Annotated in this window: 18 protein-coding genes; 8 read left to right on the plus strand and 10 right to left on the minus strand. The window is 62.7% G+C overall.

The window, feature by feature from the left end; all coding sequences use genetic code 11:
* Positions 1-2 precede the first annotated feature (2 nt).
* The 4 genes from HWY05_RS13905 to HWY05_RS13920 form a co-directional block, all read right to left on the minus strand.
* A complete protein-coding gene (locus HWY05_RS13905) occupies positions 3-953 on the minus strand; it encodes a branched-chain amino acid ABC transporter permease (RefSeq protein ID WP_035548051.1) in 951 nt (316 codons plus the stop codon).
* A 229-nt stretch (positions 954-1,182) separates the two neighbouring features.
* A complete protein-coding gene (locus HWY05_RS13910; RefSeq protein ID WP_176058719.1) occupies positions 1,183-2,382 on the minus strand; it encodes a branched-chain amino acid ABC transporter substrate-binding protein in 1,200 nt (399 codons plus the stop codon).
* A 539-nt stretch (positions 2,383-2,921) separates the two neighbouring features.
* Entirely contained in the window at positions 2,922-3,881 is a 960-nt protein-coding gene (ispH, locus tag HWY05_RS13915) for a 4-hydroxy-3-methylbut-2-enyl diphosphate reductase (RefSeq protein WP_035548057.1), read from the minus strand.
* A 2-nt stretch (positions 3,882-3,883) separates the two neighbouring features.
* The gene (locus tag HWY05_RS13920) at positions 3,884-4,339 is read right to left on the minus strand and encodes a peptidylprolyl isomerase (protein WP_105508083.1); all 456 of its coding nucleotides are present in this window, start codon (positions 4,337-4,339) and stop codon (positions 3,884-3,886) included.
* Between the two features lie 200 nt (positions 4,340-4,539).
* Between HWY05_RS13920 and radC the strand changes: the two genes are divergently transcribed.
* The 4 genes from radC to nadB all read left to right on the plus strand — a co-directional run bounded on the left by radC (position 4,540) and on the right by nadB (position 7,834).
* Positions 4,540-5,304, plus strand: a complete 765-nt coding sequence (gene radC, locus HWY05_RS13925) for a DNA repair protein RadC (RefSeq protein ID WP_051980407.1) — start codon at positions 4,540-4,542, stop codon at positions 5,302-5,304.
* Between the two features lie 261 nt (positions 5,305-5,565).
* Positions 5,566-5,799, plus strand: a complete 234-nt coding sequence (rpmB, locus tag HWY05_RS13930; protein WP_035548063.1) for a 50S ribosomal protein L28 — start codon at positions 5,566-5,568, stop codon at positions 5,797-5,799.
* Between the two features lie 10 nt (positions 5,800-5,809).
* Complete coding sequence (gene rpmG, locus HWY05_RS13935; RefSeq protein WP_006050116.1) at positions 5,810-5,977, plus strand: 50S ribosomal protein L33; 168 nt, start codon at positions 5,810-5,812, stop codon at positions 5,975-5,977.
* Between the two features lie 258 nt (positions 5,978-6,235).
* Complete coding sequence (gene nadB, locus HWY05_RS13940) at positions 6,236-7,834, plus strand: L-aspartate oxidase (protein WP_035548066.1); 1,599 nt, start codon at positions 6,236-6,238, stop codon at positions 7,832-7,834.
* A 99-nt stretch (positions 7,835-7,933) separates the two neighbouring features.
* Here nadB and nadC read toward each other — a convergent pair whose 3' ends face one another.
* The 6 genes from nadC to purN all read right to left on the minus strand — a co-directional run bounded on the left by nadC (position 7,934) and on the right by purN (position 14,858).
* Positions 7,934-8,845, minus strand: coding sequence for a carboxylating nicotinate-nucleotide diphosphorylase (gene nadC, locus HWY05_RS13945; RefSeq protein ID WP_176058720.1), 912 nt, complete (start codon positions 8,843-8,845; stop codon positions 7,934-7,936).
* Positions 8,845-9,984, minus strand: coding sequence for a quinolinate synthase NadA (gene nadA / locus HWY05_RS13950; protein ID WP_176058721.1), 1,140 nt, complete (start codon positions 9,982-9,984; stop codon positions 8,845-8,847). The genes nadC and nadA overlap by 1 nt, the downstream gene beginning before the upstream one ends.
* A gap of 130 nt (positions 9,985-10,114) precedes the next feature.
* Entirely contained in the window at positions 10,115-11,311 is a 1,197-nt protein-coding gene (locus tag HWY05_RS13955) for a fatty acid desaturase (protein WP_035548072.1), read from the minus strand.
* A 202-nt stretch (positions 11,312-11,513) separates the two neighbouring features.
* Positions 11,514-12,869, minus strand: coding sequence for a mechanosensitive ion channel domain-containing protein (locus HWY05_RS13960; RefSeq protein WP_035549454.1), 1,356 nt, complete (start codon positions 12,867-12,869; stop codon positions 11,514-11,516).
* Between the two features lie 79 nt (positions 12,870-12,948).
* Entirely contained in the window at positions 12,949-14,208 is a 1,260-nt protein-coding gene (locus tag HWY05_RS13965; protein WP_176058722.1) for an RsmB/NOP family class I SAM-dependent RNA methyltransferase, read from the minus strand.
* On the minus strand, positions 14,205-14,858 hold the full coding sequence (gene purN, locus HWY05_RS13970; RefSeq protein ID WP_035548078.1) for a phosphoribosylglycinamide formyltransferase: 654 nt from the start codon (positions 14,856-14,858) through the stop codon (positions 14,205-14,207). The genes HWY05_RS13965 and purN overlap by 4 nt, the downstream gene beginning before the upstream one ends.
* A gap of 117 nt (positions 14,859-14,975) precedes the next feature.
* Here purN and HWY05_RS13975 point away from each other — a divergent pair, with 117 nt between their 5' ends.
* From HWY05_RS13975 to coaBC, 4 genes are all read left to right on the plus strand, one after another.
* Entirely contained in the window at positions 14,976-15,971 is a 996-nt protein-coding gene (locus HWY05_RS13975) for a bifunctional riboflavin kinase/FAD synthetase (RefSeq protein WP_176058723.1), read from the plus strand.
* 168 nt (positions 15,972-16,139) lie between these two features.
* Positions 16,140-18,977 carry an isoleucine--tRNA ligase gene (ileS, locus tag HWY05_RS13980; RefSeq protein ID WP_035548084.1) on the plus strand — a complete coding sequence of 946 codons (2,838 nt, stop codon included), beginning with the start codon at positions 16,140-16,142 and terminating at the stop codon, positions 18,975-18,977.
* Positions 18,977-19,486 carry a signal peptidase II gene (gene lspA, locus HWY05_RS13985; RefSeq protein WP_035548088.1) on the plus strand — a complete coding sequence of 170 codons (510 nt, stop codon included), beginning with the start codon at positions 18,977-18,979 and terminating at the stop codon, positions 19,484-19,486. Before ileS ends, lspA begins: the two co-directional genes overlap by 1 nt.
* Positions 19,487-19,610: 124 nt before the next feature.
* Positions 19,611-20,825 carry a bifunctional phosphopantothenoylcysteine decarboxylase/phosphopantothenate--cysteine ligase CoaBC gene (coaBC, locus tag HWY05_RS13990; RefSeq protein ID WP_176058724.1) on the plus strand — a complete coding sequence of 405 codons (1,215 nt, stop codon included), beginning with the start codon at positions 19,611-19,613 and terminating at the stop codon, positions 20,823-20,825.
* Positions 20,826-20,861 lie beyond the last annotated feature (36 nt).

Raw genomic sequence — 20,861 nt, forward strand, 5'->3', positions numbered from 1 at the left:
AATCAGGCGCGATCCGCAACGCGTTCGCCGAGCAGGCCCGACGGACGGAACACCAGCACAATAATCAGCACGATGAAAGCAAACACGTCCTGATAATTACTGCCGAACACACCACCGGTGAGGTTGCCGATATAGCCGGCGCCCAACTGCTCGATCAGGCCGAGGATCACCCCGCCCACCATCGCGCCGCCGAGGTTACCGATGCCGCCCAGCACCGCCGCGGTAAAGGCCTTCAAACCGGGGATGAAGCCCATGTAGAAGTGCGCGTTGCCGTATTCGGACGCGATCATCACGCCGGCCAGAGCGGCGAGCGCCGAGCCGATCATGAAGGTTGCCGAAATCACGAAGTTCGGGTTCACGCCCATCAGGCTGGCATTGCCCGGGTTCTCGGCAATGGCACGCATCGCGCGGCCGAGCTTGGTTTTGTGCACCAGCAGCAGCAGGCCGGCCATCACGAGGAACGCCACCACGATGATCACGATTTCAGTCATCGAGATCACGGCGCCCGGCGTCGTGTCGGTGGCCTTGATCACGTTGATCGGGTCGGTGGGCAACAGCTGCGGGAACGGCAGCGGATTGCGCGACCAGATCATCATGGCCAGCGTCTGCAGCAGGATCGACACGCCGATCGCGGTGATCAGCGGGGCGAGACGCGGCGCTTTACGCAACGGCCGGTAGGCCACCCGCTCGATCGTGTAGCCGACGGCCGCGCACACTATGGCGGCGATGATCAGCGCGATGATGAGCGTCGGCACGTTGCCGAGGCCAGGGAAGTGGTTCTGAAGCACGCCTATGGCTGAGAGCGCAACCATCGCGCCCACCATCAACACATCGCCGTGAGCGAAGTTGATGATGCCCAAGATGCCGTAAACCATCGTATAGCCCAGTGCGATGATGGCGTAAACGCTGCCAAGCACCAGCCCGTTGAGGACCTGCTGGATGAAGATATCCATTTAATGCTCCTTAGCCCGTGCGACTGGATTCGCGTTCTTCATCAGCCGGTGGGCGGTGATGCGTCACGGAATCTCAACGGCACTGCGGGTACTGATGTAAAAGACCGGTAAGGGTTATCCGCCGCCGGTTTGCCATAACGACCGGGATGCGGTCGCAGGCTCGCCTTGAGCGGATGCAAAAACGGCACCGTTGGGTGGTTTCGGTGCCGTCAGGCTGAACGTCCCGTCATCACATCTTCACGACGTCGAGAACCGCTTTCTTGCCGTCCTTGAAGTCGTAAAGCGTAATGGCGCCCTCTTTCAAATCACCCTTGTCGTCGAACGCGATGTGGCCGATTACCCCGTTGTAATCGGTGGACGGCATCGCAGCCAGCACCTTGGGCGCCTCGATCGAATTAGCGCGCTTCATTGCATCGACAATCACGTACACAGCGTCATACGTGAACGGTGCGTAAATCTGCACCGGCGTGTGGAAGCGGTCCACGTACTTCTTTTCGAAGTCCGCTCCCTTGTCCATCTTCGAAAGCGCGAGTCCCGCCTCCGAGCAGACCAGGTTTTGCACGGCGGATCCCGCCAGCTCCCCCACCTTGTCGGTACACACACCGTCGCCGCCAAGGATTTTTGCCCTGATACCGAGCGCCGCCGCCTGTTTGGTAAACGGCCCGCCCGTCGCGTCCATGCCGCCGAACATAATCACGTCCGGCTGAACACTCTTGATCTTTGTGAGGATGGCCCGGAAATCCGTGGCCCGGTCGTTCGTCGCTTCCCGCGCGACGATCTTCGCTCCGCTCGCCTCTACGGTCTTCGCGAATTCGTCCGCGAGCCCCTTACCGTAGGCGGTTGCATCGTCCACTACCGCGATGCGTCTGGCGCCCAACGCCTTCGTGGCGTAATCGGCGAGCGCCGGACCTTGTTGCGCGTCCGTGGCGACGACCCGATAGGTCGTCTTGAATCCTTGCTGCGTGTAGGCCGGATTGGTCGACGACGGCGAGATCTGCACGATGTTCGCATCGCTATAGATCTTCGAAGCCGGAATCGACACCCCCGAGTTCAGATGCCCGACCACCGCGACCACGTGATCGTCGACCAGCTTCTGCGCGACGGCGGTGCCCGTTTTCGGGTCCGCTGCATCGTCCTGCGCGTCGAGCTCCAACTGGATCTTGTGGCCGTCGATCGTCAAACCCTGTGTGTTGATTTCCTCGACCGCCAGACGCGCGCCGTTCTCATTGTCTTTGCCAAGGTGCGCAATACCGCCCGTCAATGGGGCCGCATGACCAATTTTCACAACCGTCGCTTCGCTTGCCGGCGCCGCTGCCGTCATGGCCGCCGATGCACCTGCTCCCGCCTCGCCATCCTGTTTCTTGCCGCACGCGGTCAGCATCGCAACCGCGGCCGCGATGGACACGGCGTAAGCAAATTTGACTCGCATTAAGTAGGTCTCCTGCGCCTTGCAAAATCTCGTGTTCGGGACCCGGAGGCCTTGAGAACGCGCGCATTGTAACTCCAATTTTGCGACGGGCAATATTGTTGAACCGGCAGGGTTTTCCTGCATTGCAACCTTATTTTGAGAGCGAAATTCACTAAAAGGCGCAACCCGGTTGCGACTATTTTTCGTGCATCAGTTGCACCAGCGCCGCGCCCCGTGGCATCAAGTGTTGCGGCGAATTGGCCCAAGCCCCGATTGCAGCGCGTTTCGCGATAAGTATTACGTTTCTATCGATTCAACGATCACGCACTATTTTAGTGCGTCAAAAATCGGCGCAAGCGCTTTTACTGGAAATAAACGGGGCTATATCATGGGGGACGGGTTTAAAAACCAGATCGGTTTTCAAAAGAATTTGTGCGCAAGGCCACTAAAACTGAGCTTGACCCGTGATCTGGCACTTTATTTATTCTGAGATCGCCCGATCGACGGACATAAAAAAAGCGCACCCTCGGGTGCGCTTTCCTTTCATGGTCAGCTAATTGTCAGGCGGGTAGACCTAGCCCGCGCGGCAGCGGAAACGCAATATTTTCCTCGATGCCTTCCAGCGCGCGCACGTTGCGCACCCCAAGTTCGCGCAAGCGGGCGATCACCGCCTGCGCCAGCACTTCCGGCGCCGAGGCGCCCGCCGTCACGCCGATACGGCGCTTGCCCTCGACCCAGACCGGATCGATCTGATCCGGCGAATCCACCATATAGGCGGGTACGCCGAGCTTTTCGGCCAACTCGCGCAAGCGGTTGGAGTTCGAGCTGTTCGGGCTGCCGACCACGATCACGACGTCGCACTGCGGCGCCATGAACTTGACCGCGTCCTGACGGTTTTGCGTGGCGTAGCAGATGTCCTGCTTCTTCGGCTCACGGATAGACGGAAATTTGGTCTTCAACGCGCGGATGATTTCGGCGGCGTCGTCGACCGACAGCGTGGTTTGCGTGACGAACGCGATCCGCTCCGGGTCGTCGAGCTGCAAAGCCTGCACGTCTTCGATATCTTCGACCAGGTGCATGCCCTCGCCGGCCTGGCCCATGGTGCCCTCGACTTCAGGATGCCCCTTGTGGCCAATCATGATGATGTCGAAACCGTCCTGGCGCATTTTCGCCACTTCGATATGCACCTTGGTCACGAGCGGACACGTGGCGTCGTACACCCGCAGCCCGCGCGACTCGGCTTCGGAACGCACGGCTTTAGACACACCGTGCGCGCTGAAAATCACTGTATTGCCGGCCGGCACCTCTTCCAGCCGCTCGATGAAAATCGCGCCCTTCTTGCGCAGATCTTCAACGACATAGGCGTTGTGGACGATTTCGTGACGTACGTAAATCGGCGAGCCGTGCAATTTGATAGCCCGCTCGACGATCTCGATCGCCCGATCGACGCCGGCACAGAACCCGCGCGGCTGCGCCAGCAGGATCTCGGTTTCGGCAAGAGTCGTATCCGTGATGCTCATGTTTACAAAATCCCGATGATTTTCACTTCAAACGCCAGCGCCTGGCCGGCAAGCGGGTGGTTGAAATCGAACAGGGCCGAGGTTTCGCCGACCTCCTTCAGGACGCCGGCGTAGCGGCCGCCACCCGGCGCGTTAAATTCGACCAGATCACCGGGAGAAAAATCCTCGCCGATCATGCTGTTTTCTCGCAGCGTGGCCAGCGACACGCGCTGGATCAATTCCGGATTGCGGGGACCGAACGCCTGACCGGGCATTAGCTGAAAGGTCGAGTGGTGGCCCACCTTCAAACCCAGCAAAATATCTTCCAGCGGCGGCGCCAGTTGACCGGCCCCGAGCAGCAGCGTGGCCGGTTTCTCGGTGAAGGTGTTGATGACTTCGGCGCCATCGGCAAGGGAAAGCCGGTAATGAAGCGTCACGTGTGAACCGGGTTTCACTTCGGAAATGTCGATGATGCTCATGCAATGCTCGCTCAGTCGAAGCGCGCTGCACGCGTGCGCCGCGGGCGCAGTCGACGCCGCAGTACGCGTGTGGCAGACCGTCGGGGGTGCCGTGCGCAAAGCGCCTATTGTAAGCCACATAGTCTGCGCTGGCTTGGCTGCGTCGCAGAGCGCCGCGGCATCGGCGCCGCCCTCAAACCGAACCGGAGGACTCTCTATATATGGCAGATTACGCCAGCATGATCGACGAAACACCGTTGCCCGCCGTACACCCGGCGCCGGCGGCGCGCGGCAAACGGCCACGCCCGCGGCTTATCCGCGGCAAGTGGCTGAAGCAGGACATGCCGCGCGAGCGCCTGATCGGCCACGGACCCGGCGTGTTGTCGGACACCGAGATGATCGTGCTGGTGCTGGGTTCGGGCTTGCCCGGACACGACGTGTTCAGCGTCGCGCGCGCGTTGCTGGAGCGTTTCGGCTCGTTACGCGCGATGCTCGACGCAACCTATTCAGATTTCGAGGGCATCCGCGGCATCGGACCGGCGAAGATCGCCCAGTTGCTGGCCATCATGGAAATGGCGCGCCGCTCGCTGGTCGCCCGCATGCGCGAACGTTCGTTGATGAACTCGCCGGAAGCCGTGGAGAACTTTCTGCGTCTGCGGATCGGCTCACTTCAACAGGAAGTGTTCATGTCGTTGTATCTCGACGCCCGTCATCGGCTGATCGAATGCGAGGAAAGTGCCCAGGGCACGCTCACGCGGATGGCGGTGTATCCGCGCGAAATCGCCCGCCGCGCCTTAAGTTTGAATGCAGCCAGCCTGATCGTCGCGCATAATCACCCCTCCGGCGTCGTCGAGCCGAGCGCGAGCGATTGCCGCCTGACGCGCACACTGCGCGACACCCTCTCGCTGATCGACGTGCAACTGATCGATCATCTGGTGATCGGCACCGACCAGGTTTACTCGTTCGCCCGCGCCGGCTGGCCGTGACAGGGCTTGAACCCGGGCCGAATCCGGCCTGAACCTGGACCGCACGGGCGTTGCGCGGAGTCAGGCATCGCAAATAAGGTTTGATTTTGCGGCTTTTTTTCCGCTATAATTCCGGTTTGCCTATTTCCAACCCCCTGTTCCGAAGCCACCAAGGCGTTCCGGAAAGGACCAAGCGCCTCTAGTTTCATAACTTAAGCGTGGCTCTTTTCGGGAAACTTTCACGGCGTTCGAACTCAGAATTAGCGTATTAGGAGTGCTCTCATGGCACGCGTATGCCAAGTAACTGGGAAAGCGCCGATGAGCGGCAACAACGTTTCCCACGCGAACAACAAAACCAAGCGCCGGTTCCTGCCGAACCTGCAAAACCGCCGTATTTGGGTGGAAAGCGAAAACCGTTGGGTGCGTCTGCGCGTTTCGAACGCCGGCCTGCGCCTGATCGACAAAAACGGTATTGACGCTGTGCTCGCAGATCTGCGCGCACGCGGCCAAGCCTAAGGAGTAAATCATGGCGAAAGGCGCACGCGACAAGATCAAGTTGGAATCGACCGCAGGCACGGGTCATTTCTACACGACGACGAAGAACAAACGCAACATGCCGGAAAAGATGCTGATCAAGAAATTTGATCCGGTCGTCCGTAAGCACGTTGACTACAAGGAAACCAAGATTAAATAAATCTTGGCTCCTGCCTGACGAAGGCAAAGACAGGCGCAAAAAGCCTCGCATTCATGCGAGGCTTTTTTGTTTTCTAAGGGCCTGTTTTCCACTGCTCCAATCTCAACGACCATGTCGCCGCATTCCCTTTACACGCTGAGATAGTCCTAACCCGTTCGGCTAGCTTTCCCTACTCCATCGCGACGCGTATCCTTTCTCGTTTTAGCGGCGAACGAATGTTTCGCCGTCATGGCAAAACGACAGTGGGAGATGCGGGTAATGGAATTCGATGTGGCGATTGTCGGTAGCGGTCTGGCTGGTTTGAGCGTCGCGCTCAATCTCGCCGAGACCCGGCGGGTTGCGGTGGTCGCCAAGCGATCGATGACCGAAGGCGCAAGCGATTGGGCGCAGGGCGGCATCGCTGCAGTGCTGGACTCGGCAGACAGCATCGAAAATCATGTGCGCGATACGCTGATTGCCGGCGGCGGCTTGTGCGATGAGGCGGCGACACGCTTTATCGTCGAACACGGGCGGGCCGCGATCGAATGGCTGATCGAGCAAGGTGTGCCGTTCACCAAAGACGACGCCGCGGAACTCGGCTTCCATTTGACGCGCGAAGGCGGCCATAGCCATCGGCGCATCATTCACGCCGCGGACGCAACGGGTCACGCCGTGGTCGCCACGCTCAGCGAGCGCGTGCGCCGTCATCCGAACATCACGCTGCTCGAAGATCACTACGCGATCGATCTGATCACATCCGACCGCCTCGGCTTGCCGGGTCGTCGGTGTCACGGTCTGTACGCGCTTGATCTGCAGAGCGGCCGCACCGTCACGATCGAGGCGCCGCATACCGTGCTCGCCACCGGCGGTGCCGGCAAGGTCTACCTGTACACAACGAACCCCGACACCGCGACGGGCGACGGCATTGCGATGGCGTGGCGCGCCGGCTGCCGCGTATCGAACATGGAGTTCATCCAGTTCCATCCGACCTGCCTGTTCCATCCCTACGCGAAGTCGTTCCTGATCTCGGAGGCCGTGCGCGGCGAAGGCGGCATTCTGAAGCTACCGGACGGCACCCGCTTCATGCCGAACCACGACGAGCGCGCTGAACTCGCGCCACGCGATATCGTCGCGCGTGCGATTGACTTCGAAATCAAGAAGCGCGGCATCGATTGCGTGTATCTCGACATCAGCCATCAATCGCCCGAATTCCTGCGCGAGCATTTTCCGACAATCCTGGCGCGCTGCCTGGAATTCGGTATCGACATCACTAAAGAAGGGATTCCGGTCGTGCCGGCCGCGCACTACACGTGCGGCGGCGTCGTGACGGATCTAGCGGGCCGCACCGATCTCGCGGGCCTCTATGCGGTCGGCGAAACGTCCTGCACGGGTCTGCACGGCGCGAACCGGCTGGCCAGCAATTCGCTGCTCGAATGCCTCGTGATCGGGCGCTCCGCCGCGCAGGCTATCGAGGCAGAAGGCTTCAGCGCCGCCGTCCATGCGCCGCTGCCCGATTGGGACGAGAGCCGTGTCTCCGATCCGGATGAGGAAGTGGTGGTCGCGCACAACTGGGACGAGTTGCGCCGGCTGATGTGGAATTACGTCGGCATTGTGCGCACCGACAAGCGTCTGATGCGCGCCAAACATCGGCTCGCCCTGCTGCGCGACGAGATCCACGAGTACTACGCCAACTTCAAGGTCAGCCGCGACCTGCTTGAGTTGCGCAATCTGGTGGACGTGGGGTCGCTGATCGTGGAAGGCGCACGGTCGCGGCGCGAGAGTCGCGGCCTGCATTTCAGCCGCGACTGGCCCGCTACGTTGCCGAAGGCGCTGCCGTCGGTTCTATCGCCGGAGCATGTGCGCAACCGCAACGTGTGATTGAAGGTGAGTTGAAACGAAAAGGCCATCGCCGGTGAACACACTGGCGATGGCCTTTTTTCCAGCGCAATAAACGCTTGGACGCGCAAACGCGCTGCCTCAAACAATCCGCATCGAGTAATCGGTCGCGCGCACGTCTTTAGTCAGCGCGCCGATCGATACCCGGTCAACGCCCGTTTCCGCAATCGTCTGCACCGTGTCCAAGTTCACGCCGCCCGACACCTCCAGCACCGCTCGTCCTGCTGTCACGCGAACAGCCTCGCGCATTGCGTCGAGCGAGAAGTTGTCGAGCAGAATGGATTGAGCACGATGCGCCAACGCCGTCTCCAATTGCTCCAGCGTCTCGACCTCGATCTGGATGGAGATACCCGCGTTCAGCGCAAGCGCCGCGTCCATTGCCGCGCCCACGCCGCCGGCTGCGGCAATGTGGTTTTCCTTGATCAGAATGCCGTCGTACAGCGCGAGCCGCTGATTCGCGCCGCCACCCACACGCACCGCATATTTCTGCGCGAGCCGTAAACCGGGCAGCGTCTTACGCGTGTCCAGGATGCGCGTTCGCGTATGGGCGATCGCGTCGACATAACGGCGCGTTGCACTCGCCACGCCCGACAGCAACTGCAGAAAGTTCAGCGCGTTGCGCTCGGCCGTCAACAACGCGCGCACCGGTCCGCGCAGTTCGCAAACGGGCGTGTCCGCCGTCATGCGATCACCTTCGCGGTAGAGCCATTGCACGTCGATGCGCGAATCCACCTCGCGCATCACCGCGTTGAACCACGGCACGCCGCACAACACCGCATCTTCGCGCACGATAATGCGCGCGTTGCGTATGTCGTCCGCAGGCACCAGGCGTCCAGTCTGATCGCCAGCGCCGACGTCTTCGGCCAGCGCATCGGCGACGTTGCGCGCGAGCGCGGCGTCGAACGCCGCACCGTATTGCGCGTGAATTTCAGCGAACAGCGGCGACACCGCCTCACCCGGATCGCGCTCGACCATGCTCTCAACCGCCCCCATCACGCTGCTCCCACATTCGAATACAGTTGCGCGTCGCGCGCGAGATCGCCGCTTGCCTGCACGCGTTTCTTCTGACGCGCGGCGAAGTCCAGCATCCGATCGATCGGCAGACGCGCCCGCTCGCCGATCGCACGGTCGACGAAAATTTCGTTATGCCCGCGCTCCAGGACGTCGGCCAGATTCGCGAGTCCGTTCATCGCCATCCACGGGCAGTGCGCGCAACTCTTGCAGGTCGCGCTGTTGCCGGCTGTGGGCGCGGCGATCAGGGTCTTGCCGGGCGCAGCGAGTTGCATCTTGTGCAGAATGCCGAGATCGGTCGCGACGATGAAATGCGTGGCATCGAGTTTTTGCGCGGCGTCGATCAATTGCGTCGTCGACCCCACCACGTCCGCTTGCGCGACCACGTTAGCCGGCGACTCCGGATGTACCAGCACTTTCGCGTCCGGATACTCCGCGCGCAGCAGGTCGAGTTCGATGCCTTTGAATTCGTCATGCACGAGACAGGAGCCTTGCCACAGCAGCATGTCCGCGCCGGTCTTGCTCTGGATGTAGCTGCCGAGGTGCCGGTCCGGCGCCCAGATGATCTTTTCGCCGCGCGCGTGCAGATCGGCGACGATTTCCAGACCGATCGACGACGTCACCATCCAGTCCGCACGCGCCTTCACCGCCGCGCTGGTGTTCGCATACACGACCACTGTGCGGTCAGGATGCGCGTCGCAGAACGCTGAGAATTCGTCCACCGGACAGCCCAGATCGAGCGAACAGGTCGCGTCGAGATCGGGCATCAGAATGCGCTTGTTGGGGCTCAGAATTTTGGCCGTCTCGCCCATGAAGCGCACGCCCGCCACCACCAGCGTCTGCGCATCGTGATCGCGACCAAAGCGCGCCATTTCCAGCGAATCGGCCACGCAGCCGCCGGTCTCATCGGCGAGTTCCTGCAACTCCGCGTCGACGTAGTAATGCGCGACGAGCACCGCTTTCTCGCGCTCAAGCAGTGCGCGGATGCGTGTCTTCAGTGCCGCCTTTTCCTGCGCCGACGGCGTGTCGGGCACCTTCGCCCAAGCCTGCCCGATTCCGCAGGTCGTGCCCTGCGCTTGCGGCCGGTCGTATTCGACGGTCCTGATCGCCTGCTGATCCATGATCTCCTCTGCCTTCGCTCTGCCGCCGCGGACGGTCAACGACGTGTCGTTGCAGTTTTCGCGGCCCAAAAAGCAAAACCCCGCCAACGCGGGGTTTTGTGACGTAACGAGATTTTAATGGATTTCGCAATCAGGCATAACGACGTAGTCGCAAAGCGAATTCCTGCAGCGCCTTGATACCGCTCTGCTCAGCGCGATGGCACCAGTCCTGCAACTGAACCAGCAACTGGTCACGCGACGCATTCGACCGCTCCCACATGGACGCGAGTTCGTTGCGCATGTCGATGTAGGTCTTGAGCTTCTGGCTGTTTGCGAAGATTTGCGGCAACTGGCGCTTCTGCGGCTCGTTCAGACCGGCCTCTTCCTTGTGGAACCAGCTACGCGCACCGCGCATGACCTGATACTTCTCGCGCGCGCCGACTTCTTTCAGATGAGCCAATTCCTGGCGATAGGCACGCTTGAGCGCCTTGCCGTAACGCGCCATCACTTCGTAGCGATTGGCCAGCACGGCTTGCAGCGTGTCCTGATCGAGCACCAGCTTGCCGGTGGTCAGACGCGGCGTCGGCGCGACCTTCTTCACCTTGGCAAGACGGAACGCCGACATGATGCGGATGTACATCCAGCCGATATCGAACTCGTACCACTTGTTCGACAGCTTGGCCGACGTCGCATACGTGTGGTGATTGTTATGCAGCTCTTCACCGCCGATGAGGATGCCCCACGGGAAGATGTTGGTGCTCGCATCCGACGAGTTGAAGTTGCGATAACCCCAGAAGTGCGCAAGGCCATTGACCACGCCAGCGGCCCAGAAGGGAATCCACACCATCTGCACGGCCCAGATCGTCAGGCCGGCCACGCCGAACAGCGCGATGTTCAGCACCATCATCAGGCTCACGCCGAGGATCGGGTACTTCGTGTAGACGTTGCGTTCCATCCAGTCGTTCGGCGTGCCGTGGCTGAATTTGCGCATCGTTTCTTCGTTCTTGGCCTCGGTGCGATAAAGCTCCGCGCCTTCGAGCAAGACCTTCCAGATACCGCGCGTTTGCGGGCTGTGCGGATCTTCTTCAGTCTCGCACTTGGCGTGGTGCTTACGGTGAATCGCGGCCCATTGGCCGGTCAGCATGCCCGTGCTCATCCACAGCCAGAAACGGAAAAAATGACTGACGACCGGATGCAGCTCCAGCGCGCGGTGCGCCTGGCAGCGATGCAGATAGACCGTCACGCCGATAATCGTGATGTGCGTCGCGATCAGCGTGTACACCACGAGTTGCCACCACGAGAAGTGCAGCAGACCGTGGGCAAGGAAGTCGAGCAAGGAATTCAACAAGGCAATTTACCTGTGGAACGAGAGACACGAGACACACGCAACATGCGCGTGTCAAGAAAGTGAAAGCATACAGCGGGATTGGACGTCATTCTACTTGAACCGTTCCAAGTGTTTGTAACAAATGGGGATTTTTTGTGCGATATCAATGGGATGGAAAACGCCGACAGGGTTTTTACCGCGGTCGGCGGGTTCGAAACACCCGTCAGAGGGCGCCGTCCGCCTGATTGGCCGCAGGCGCGGTCATTGTTACCGGTTGCGGCATGGCAGCACTCACATTGCCCACGATCCGCACTTCGCGTTGCGCGAACGGAATCGAGATGTCGTGTTCGGAGAACAGACGCCAGATATTGCGATTCACGGCGGAGCGCACACCCGACGTGCCGGTTGCCGCGTCTTCGATCCAGAAACCCAGCTCGAGATTGATGCCGTCGGCGCCGAAGCTCGCCAGATACGGCGTGGGCGCGGGCTCCTTGAGCACGCGCGGCACGCCTTCGACCGCTTGCGCGAGCAGGCCCATGGCCTGCTCGACGTCCGACGAATAAGCGACCTGCACGGCCACCTTCGAATATCCGCGCGTCAGGAACGACGACTGGTTCTGCACCACGTCGGTGATCAGTTTTTCGTTCGGGATCAGCGTTTCGATGCCGTCGAGCCCACGCACCACGGTGTAACGCGTGCGGATCTGCGTGACCATGCCTTGCAGGCCGCTCACGTTGATCGTGTCGCCGATCCGCAGCGACCGGTCGATCAGGATAATGAAGCCCGACACGTAGTTGCTGGCGATCTTCTGCAGCCCGAACCCGAGCCCGACGCCCAACGCGCCGCCGAACACGCCCAGCACGGTGATGTCGATGCCGACCAGCGACAGGCTGATCAGAATCGCCGCCAGCATCAACGCGGCCCGGCCGACGCGCGCCACCACCACCTTCAGATTGGCGTCGAGCGTGGTCGAACGGATCAGGCGGTCCTCGAACGTGGAGCCGAGCCACATCGCGACGATCATCGTCACGCAGACCCACAGCAGGCCCGTGGTGAGCGACAGCAGCGTCATGTGCGCATTGGCCACGCGGAAATGGACGCTGCCCATCCACGAGATCACGTCGTCCTGAATGCCCATCACGGTCAGCACCATGCCGACCCAGACAATCAGCGAGACCAGTTTTTCGACCAGAAACAGCCAGGGATGCGTCACGCCGTCGTGGCTAAAAACCCGTCGCGCGATGAAAAACACGATATAGATCAACCCGATGCCGAACAGCGGCACCAAGGCCAGATCGAGCAGCGCGGTATGCATGAACGGCGCGGTGATCGTGCGTGCGAGCCACACGAGCGCCGCGCCGATCAGCGGAAAGAAGGCGCGGTTCAGACTTTCCGCGCCGAAGCGCAGCGTCTGGTAACGCGTTTGCCGGCGCAGATCGAGCGTGCGCCGCAACAGGCGCGCGAGCAGCCACGCGAGCGCGAGCGTCCCCAGCAGCACGCCGACCTGCCAGAGCATGACGGGCTGGCCAAAGTCGCGCGCAAGGTCGCCGAACATATGAGAAAAAATACGGTTTTGCATGATGTCGCCGAAATCGCCGGCGTGCCGCGGGTCAACTACCCAACCCACAGTACGCCGGCAAAAAAGCCTGTCGTGTTGCTTAGCTCTGGCGTTCCAGCACGGCGGCGAAGAAGCCGTCGGTTGCGTGGCGGTGCGGCCACAGCGACAGGTAGTCGCCCATTTCCAGTTCGATACGCTGCTCGGCCAGCACGTCGCGTGCGGGCACCAGTACGAAGTCCGGATGGTCGGCGAGGAACTGCTGCACGACCGCTTCGTTTTCCGCTTCCAGAATCGAGCAGGTCGCGTAGACGAGGCGGCCGCCCTTCTTCACCAGACGCGAGGCGCTCGCCAGAATCGACAATTGCTTCGGCGCCAGTTCGGCGACCGATTCCGGCGACTGGCGCCACTTCAGGTCCGGGTTACGGCGCAGCGTGCCCAGCCCGCTGCACGGCGCGTCGACGAGCACGCGGTCGATCTTGCCGGCCAGACGCTTGATCTTGGCGTCGTGTTCGCTATCGATCAGCACCGGATTCACGTTCGACAACCCGCTGCGCGCGAGGCGCGGCTTGAGCTTGGCGAGACGACGCTCCGAGATGTCGAAGGCGTACAAACGGCCGGTGGAGCGCATCGCCGCGCCCAGCGCCAGCGTCTTGCCGCCCGCGCCCGCGCAGAAGTCGACGATCATCTCGCCGCGCTTGGGCGCGACCAGCGAGCACAGCAACTGGCTGCCTTCGTCCTGCACTTCGACCCAGCCGTGCTGGAACGCGTCGAGCTTGGTGAGCGGCGGCTTGCCGACCACCCGCACGCCGAACGGCGCGAACGGCGTTTCACCGCCCTCGATACCGGCCTTCGACAGCGCGTTCAGCACGTCTTCGCGGCTTGCCTTGATCGGGTTCGCGCGCAGATCCAGCGGCGCCGGGTAGTTCAGCGCGGCGGCCAGTTGCGCCAGTTCGGCGGGCTCGAAACGCTTGGCCAGCGCCTGATAGATCCAGTCGGGCAGGTTCAGGCGAATGCGCAGCGGCAGGCTTTGCGGGTCGATCTTCGACACGTGTTCGAGCCAGCTCAACTCCTGTTCCGTCACGAACGGCTTGAGCGCGTTACGCCCCGCCGTCTGCATCAGGCCGAGCAGCGCCATACGGCGGGCCGGGCTGCCGGCGCCGCTTTCGGCCAGATGGGCGAATTCCATCCGGCGGCGCAGCACCGCGAACACCGCTTCCGCGATCACGCCGCGCTCGCCGTGCCCGAGCTTCGGATGGGCGCGGAAAAAGCGGCTGGTCGTGGCATCGGCCGGGCCGGTGAGTTTCAGGACTTCAGCCAGCAAAGTCTCAGTTTGTCCAATCAAAAAACCATGTAATCTCATGCGCCCTCTCCGGCGGTGTGACCGGCAAAGAGCCATTGCGGCTCTGACGGCGTAAGCGTGACGCGCAGACCATCTAGAGCAAGACGCCCTTCGACGAACCAGCGCACCGCGCGTGGATAAATAATGTGTTCGATCGCCAGCACGCGTTCGGCGAGCATGGCGGGGGTGTCGCCGTTTTCCACGGGAACCGCCGCCTGCGCGACGATCGGCCCGTGATCCAGTTGCGACGTAACAAAATGCACCGACGCGCCGTGTAGCCGTACGCCCGCGTCCAGTGCCTGTTGATGGGTTTTCAGGCCCGGAAAGCTCGGCAGCAGCGACGGGTGCACGTTCAGCATGCGCCCGGCGTAACGGTCGACGAAACCGGCCGTCAGCACGCGCATGAAGCCGGCGAGCACCACGAGATCGGGCGCGAAGCCGTCGATCTGCTGGGCCAGCGCCGCGTCGAAGCGGTCGCGGTCGGGATACTGGCGGTGGTCGACCACCGCCGTGGCAATACCGTGCGACGCCGCGAACGCAAGGCCCGCGGCGTCAGGACGGTTGGCAATCACGGCGGCGACTTGCGCCGGCCAAACCTCGTCCGAGCAGGCTCGAACGATGGCTTCCATGTTGCTTCCCCGCCCCGAAATCAGGATGACGAGTTTTTTCATCCGCGGATTTTATCATTCGGGGGACCCTGAAACCGCGACGCGCCGCCGTCTCACGCGCCGAGCGTTTATAATCGTTTGTTTTGCGGCACCCCGCCCGCCCTATTCCAACGCGCTATCGTGAGAGTCTTCCGCGGTCTTCCCAATGCTGAAAGCCGTGCGCCCTGCGCACTGACCATCGGCAACTTCGACGGTGTCCACCGCGGCCATCAGGCTCTGCTCGCGCACGTGCGCGCAGCGGCCGACGCGCGCGGCCTGCCCGTCTGCGTGATGACCTTCGAGCCGCACCCGCGCGAGTTCTTCAATCCCGCCGGCGCGCCGCCGCGTATCGCCATGCTGCGCGACAAGCTCGAGGCGCTGCGCACCAACGGCGTCGATCGCGTGGTGGTCGAGCATTTCAACCACACGTTCGCAAGCCAGTCGCCGGATACGTTCGTCGAACGGATCATCGTCAACGGCCTGCACGCGCGTTGGGTCATGATCGGCGACGACTTCCGCTACGGCGCCAAACGCGCGGGCGATTTCGCGTCGCTCAAGGCCGCGGGCCAGCAATACGGCTTCGAAGTCGAACAGATGGCCACCGTCGCCGATCCGTCCGGCGCGCGCATTTCCAGCTCGGGCGTTCGCGCTGCGCTGGTGGCGGGCGACCTCGATTCGGCACGGGCCGCGCTGGGCCGCGATTATCTGATCAGCGGCCACGTCGTGCACGGCATGAAGCTGGGCCGCGATCTCGGTTTCCCCACGTTGAATCTGCCGATCGCTCACAAGCGGCCGGCGCTCGCGGGCATTTTCGTGGTGCGCGTGCACGGCGTGGCGGACGAGCCGCTGCCGGGCGTCGCGAGCCTCGGGCTGCGCCCCACCGTCGACGATTCCGGCCGCGTGCTGCTCGAAGTGCATCTGCTCGACTGGCACGGCGACGCGTATGGCAAACTCGTGCGCGTCGAATTCCTGAAGAAGCTGCGTGACGAGGAAAAGTACGTCGACCTCGAAACGCTGACCGCCGCGATCGCGCGCGACGTCGCCAACGCCCGCGTCTGGTTCGCGGCTGTCGGCGCCGGCACGCCGGGCAGTCGGTCCACCGGCTTCGCCACCTCGGCCACCGACCGAATTAGATAGCCGCCGTGGTCCATGCGCGCATGCCGTACGCCGCCTGGACCCTCGCCGCGCGCATCGAAGGGCGTCCGTGGATCACGCGACATGCCTGCCGGGCGCGCCCCACGCCCACGCGCAGCGTGCGCATTCCGCGCCCCGCTGTGCACAGAACGAATTCACCGCGACCACATCATGAGCAACAAGAAAGCCGATTCGAAACCGCAGTCACGCTATCCCGTGAACCTGCTCGACACGCCGTTCCCGATGCGCGGCGACCTGCCCAAGCGCGAGCCGCAATGGGTCAAGGAATGGCAGGAAGGCAAGATCTACGAAAAGATCCGCGCCGCCAGCAAGGGCCGCAAGAAGTTCATCCTGCACGACGGGCCGCCGTATGCGAACGGCGACATCCACCTCGGTCACGCGGTGAACAAGATCCTGAAGGACATGATCGTCAAGGCGCGCAATCTGGCGGGCTTCGACGCGGTCTACGTGCCGGGCTGGGACTGTCACGGCATGCCGATCGAAATCCAGATCGAAAAGCAGTTCGGCAAATCGCTGCCGGCCGCCGAAGTAATGCAGAAGGCGCGCGCCTACGCGACCGAACAGATCGAGAAGCAGAAGGTCGGCTTCCGTCGTCTGGGCGTGCTCGGCGACTGGGACAATCCGTACAAGACCATGAACTTCACGAACGAAGCCGGCGAAATCCGCGCGCTCGCGAAGATCCTGGAAAAAGGCTACGTGTTCCGCGGTCTGAAGCCGGTCAACTGGTGTTTCGACTGCGGCTCGGCGCTGGCTGAAGCGGAAGTCGAATACGCGGACAAGAACGATCCGACCATCGACGTGCTGTTCAGCTTCGCCGAACCGGAAAAGACCGCGCACGCGTTCGGCCTGAACGCACTGCCGCGCGAAGAAGGCGGCATCGTGATCTGGACCACCACGCCGTGGACCATCCCCGCCAACCAGGCGCTGAACCTGCATCCGGAAATCGTCTACGCGCTGGTGGATACGCCGCGCGGTCTGCTGATCCTCGCGGAAGAGCGCGTTGAAGCGTGCCTGAAGCAATACGGCCTGGAAGGCACGATCGTCGCCACCGCGCCGGGCGCGAAGCTCGTCAACCTGCGCTTCAATCACCCGCTCGCGGCCGCGCATCCGGCTTACAAGCGCACCGCGCCGGTCTATCTCGGCGACTACGTGACGACCGAAACCGGTACGGGTGTCGTGCACTCGTCGCCGGCCTACGGCGTGGAAGACTTCGTGTCGTGCAAGGCGCACGGCATGGCCGATTCCGACATCATCAGCCCGGTGATGGGCGACGGCCGTTACATCGAATCGCTCGCGCTGTTCGGCGGCCTGTCGATCTGGGCGGCGAATCCGCAGATCGTCGAGGCGCTGCAAACGGCCGGCTCGCTGATGCGCACCGAGCGCTACACGCACAGCTACATGCACTGCTGGCGCCACAAGACGCCGATCATCTACCGCGCGACCTCGCAATGGTTCGCCGGCATGGACGTGAAGCCGAACGACAGCGACAGAACGCTGCGTGAGACCGCGCTGGAAGGCATCGAAAACACCGCGTTCTATCCGGCGTGGGGCAAGCAGCGTCTGTTCAGCATGATCGCCAACCGCCCGGACTGGACGCTGTCGCGTCAACGCCAATGGGGCGTGCCGATGGCGTTCTTCGTGCACAAGGAAACCGGCGAGCTGCATCCGCGCACGGTGGAACTGCTCGAAGAAGTCGCGCAACGCGTTGAGAAGGCCGGGATCGAAGCGTGGCAAACGCTCGACCCGCGCGAACTGCTCGGCGACGAAGCCAACCTGTACGAAAAGAACCGCGACACGCTGGACGTCTGGTTCGATTCGGGCACCACGCACTGGCATGTGCTGCGCGGCTCGCATAAAGACGAACTGCAATTTCCGGCCGATCTGTATCTGGAAGGCTCGGATCAACACCGCGGCTGGTTCCACTCGTCGCTGCTGACCGCCTCGATGCTCGACGGCCGTCCGCCGTACAACGCGCTGCTGACCCACGGCTTCACCGTCGACGGCGAAGGCCGCAAGATGAGCAAGTCGCTCGGCAACGGGATCGACCCGCATGAAGTGGCGAACCGTCTGGGCGCGGAAATCATCCGCTTGTGGATCGCGTCGACCGATTACTCGGGCGAACTGGCGATCTCGGAAGAAATCCTGAAGCGCGTCACGGAAAGCTATCGCCGGATCCGCAACACGCTGCGCTTCCTGCTCGCGAACCTGTCGGACTTCGACTTCGCGCAGCACGCGCGTCCAGTTGAAGACTGGCTCGAGATCGATCGCTACGCGGTCGCGCTGTCGGCGAACCTGCAGAACGACATCCTCACGCACTACGACAAGTACGAGTTTCATCCGGTGGTCGCCAAGTTGCAGACGTTCTGCTCGGAAGACCTCGGCGGCTTCTACCTCGACGTGCTGAAGGACCGCCTGTACACCACGGCGGCGGATTCGGTCGCGCGCCGTTCGGCACAGACCGCGCTGTATCACATCGCACATGGTCTGCTGCGTCTGATGGCGCCGTTCATGTCCTTCACCGCCGAAGAAGCGTGGAAGGTGTTCCAGCCGAATAGCGAAACCATCTTCACCGAGACGTATCACGCGTTCCCGGCCGTGCCGCAAGCGGGCGAACTGCTCGACAAGTGGACGCTGCTGCGCGCCGCGCGCGGCGACGTGACGAAGGCGCTGGAAGAAGCGCGCGGCGCGAACCTGATCGGTTCGTCGCTGCAGGCGGAAGTCGAAATCCGCGCGAGCGGCGCGCGTTACGACGTGCTTGCGAGCCTCGGCGAAGACCTGAAGTTCGTGCTGATCACGTCGGCGGCGAATGTCGTGAAGGTCGCGAGCGAAGCGGAAGAAGGCGTCGAAGTGATCGCGTCGAAGTATCTGAAATGCGAGCGCTGCTGGCACTACCGCGAAGACGTCGGCGCGCACGCCGATCACCCCACGCTGTGCGGCCGCTGCTTCAGCAATCTGTTCGGCGACGGTGAATCGAGGAGCGCGGCATAATGGCACGAACCCTGTCCAAAGCATCGAGCGGCCATAGTTCGCTGGCGCCCTGGCTGGGCGTCGCGCTGATCGTGATTCTGTTCGATCAGTTGACGAAGATCGCGATCCAAAAGGTGTTCGCGTACGGTGTCCCGCATGAGATCACGCCGTTTTTCAACCTGATCCTCGTGTACAACCGCGGCGCGGCGTTCAGCTTCCTCGCCATGGCCGGCGGCTGGCAGCGTTGGGCCTTCACCGCGCTCGGCGTGATCGCGGCGCTCGTGATCTGCTATCTGCTCAAGCGCCACGGCGGGCAGAAGATGTTCTGCACGGCGCTCTCGCTGATTCTCGGTGGCGCGCTCGGCAATGTGATCGACCGGCTCGCGTACGGCCACGTGATCGACTTCCTCGATTTTCACGTGCGCACGTGGCACTGGCCGGCGTTCAATCTCGCCGACAGCGCGATTACCGTCGGCGCGATCCTGCTGGTGCTCGACGAGTTGCGGCGCGTCCGCGGCGCGTCACGCTAACGCCGCAGACGCCGGTGTCCGGGTTCGTCTGAATCCGCGCGCCGGGGTCCGGTTCGAAAGACGCGGCGGCCCGGGTGCAACGCCCCACCGCGCCGCCCGCCACCACGCTTTGTCGGAGGCTTCGTTGGCAACCGCAGAACTCGCAGGAAAACACCTCGTCCTCGGCATGACGGGCGGCATCGCCTGCTACAAGATCGCCGAACTCACGCGTCTGCTGACCAAGGCCGGCGCGACCGTGCAGGTCGTCATGACCGAAGCGGCCACGCAGTTCATCACTCCCGTCACCATGCAGGCGCTCTCGGGCCGTCCGGTCTACACGAGCCAGTGGGATGCGCGCATGGCGAACAACATGGCGCACATCGATCTGTCGCGTGAAGCGGATGCGATCGTGATCGCGCCCGCCTCCACCGACTTCCTCGCCAAGCTCGCCCACGGCATGGCCGACGACCTGCTGTCCACGCTGTGCGTGGCGCGCGACTGTCCGCTGCTGGTCGTGCCGGCCATGAACAGGCAGATGTGGCAGAACCCGGCCACGCAGCGCAACGTCACGCAACTGCGCGAGGACGGCGTTCAGGTGCTCGGCCCCGACTCCGGCCCGCAGGCTTGCGGCGAAATCGGCGACGGGCGCATGCTCGAAGCGGCCGCCACGTATGAAGCGATCGCGTCGTTTTTCTCGCCCAAGATTCTGGCCGGCCGGCGCGTGTTGCTGACCGCCGGACCGACCTTCGAACCGCTCGATCCGGTGCGCGGCATCACCAACCGGTCGAGCGGCAAGATGGGTTTCGCGCTGGCGCGCGCCGCGCAACAGGCCGGCGCCGAGGTGCATCTGGTGGCCGGCCCGGTCGCGTTGGAAACGCCGTGGGGCGTGTTCCGCGAAGACGTGCAGACCGCGCAGCAAATGCACGATGCGGTGATGCGCTCGGTCGCGGATGCCGATATCTTTATCGGCGTGGCCGCCGTGGCCGACTGGCGCGCCGATCACGCCAGCGAGCACAAGATCAAGAAGACCGCCGAGCGCACGCTGCCCACCTTCACGTTCGTCGAGAATCCGGACATTCTGGCCACGGTCGCGAAACTGCCGCATCCACCGTTCGCGGTCGGCTTCGCGGCGGAAAGCGGCGATCTCGAAGTGCATGGCGAAGAAAAGCGCGCGCGCAAGAAGGTGCCGCTGCTGATCGGCAATCTCGGCCCGTTGACTTTCGGCCTCGACGACAACGAAGTGATCCTGTTCGAAGCCAGCGGCGCCACGAAGCTGCCGCGCGCCGACAAGCAGACGCTCGCGCGCACGCTGATCGCGGAGATCGCGAAGCGCTTGCCCGATTCAAGTCTGATTCGCTGAACGCCGCTCGCGTTTGACCTCACGGCAAGTTCGCCG

The organism is Paraburkholderia sp. BCC1876, assembly GCF_902833695.1.
In the GTDB taxonomy this organism is placed as follows: domain Bacteria; phylum Pseudomonadota; class Gammaproteobacteria; order Burkholderiales; family Burkholderiaceae; genus Paraburkholderia.

What these genes read in the sequence shown, in the direction of transcription:
- HWY05_RS13905 (WP_035548051.1), bottom strand. Translation starts at nt 953, where the DNA reads ATGGATATCTTCATCCAGCAGGTCCTCAACGGGCTGGTGCTTGGCAGC.
- HWY05_RS13910 (WP_176058719.1), bottom strand. Translation starts at nt 2,382, where the DNA reads ATGCGAGTCAAATTTGCTTACGCCGTGTCCATCGCGGCCGCGGTTGCG.
- ispH (WP_035548057.1), bottom strand. Translation starts at nt 3,881, where the DNA reads ATGAGCATCACGGATACGACTCTTGCCGAAACCGAGATCCTGCTGGCG.
- HWY05_RS13920 (WP_105508083.1), bottom strand. Translation starts at nt 4,339, where the DNA reads ATGAGCATCATCGACATTTCCGAAGTGAAACCCGGTTCACACGTGACG.
- radC (WP_051980407.1), top strand. Translation starts at nt 4,540, where the DNA reads ATGGCAGATTACGCCAGCATGATCGACGAAACACCGTTGCCCGCCGTA.
- rpmB (WP_035548063.1), top strand. Translation starts at nt 5,566, where the DNA reads ATGGCACGCGTATGCCAAGTAACTGGGAAAGCGCCGATGAGCGGCAAC.
- rpmG (WP_006050116.1), top strand. Translation starts at nt 5,810, where the DNA reads ATGGCGAAAGGCGCACGCGACAAGATCAAGTTGGAATCGACCGCAGGC.
- nadB (WP_035548066.1), top strand. Translation starts at nt 6,236, where the DNA reads ATGGAATTCGATGTGGCGATTGTCGGTAGCGGTCTGGCTGGTTTGAGC.
- nadC (WP_176058720.1), bottom strand. Translation starts at nt 8,845, where the DNA reads ATGGGGGCGGTTGAGAGCATGGTCGAGCGCGATCCGGGTGAGGCGGTG.
- nadA (WP_176058721.1), bottom strand. Translation starts at nt 9,984, where the DNA reads ATGGATCAGCAGGCGATCAGGACCGTCGAATACGACCGGCCGCAAGCG.
- HWY05_RS13960 (WP_035549454.1), bottom strand. Translation starts at nt 12,869, where the DNA reads ATGCAAAACCGTATTTTTTCTCATATGTTCGGCGACCTTGCGCGCGAC.
- HWY05_RS13965 (WP_176058722.1), bottom strand. Translation starts at nt 14,208, where the DNA reads ATGAGATTACATGGTTTTTTGATTGGACAAACTGAGACTTTGCTGGCT.
- purN (WP_035548078.1), bottom strand. Translation starts at nt 14,858, where the DNA reads ATGAAAAAACTCGTCATCCTGATTTCGGGGCGGGGAAGCAACATGGAA.
- ileS (WP_035548084.1), top strand. Translation starts at nt 16,140, where the DNA reads ATGAGCAACAAGAAAGCCGATTCGAAACCGCAGTCACGCTATCCCGTG.
- lspA (WP_035548088.1), top strand. Translation starts at nt 18,977, where the DNA reads ATGGCACGAACCCTGTCCAAAGCATCGAGCGGCCATAGTTCGCTGGCG.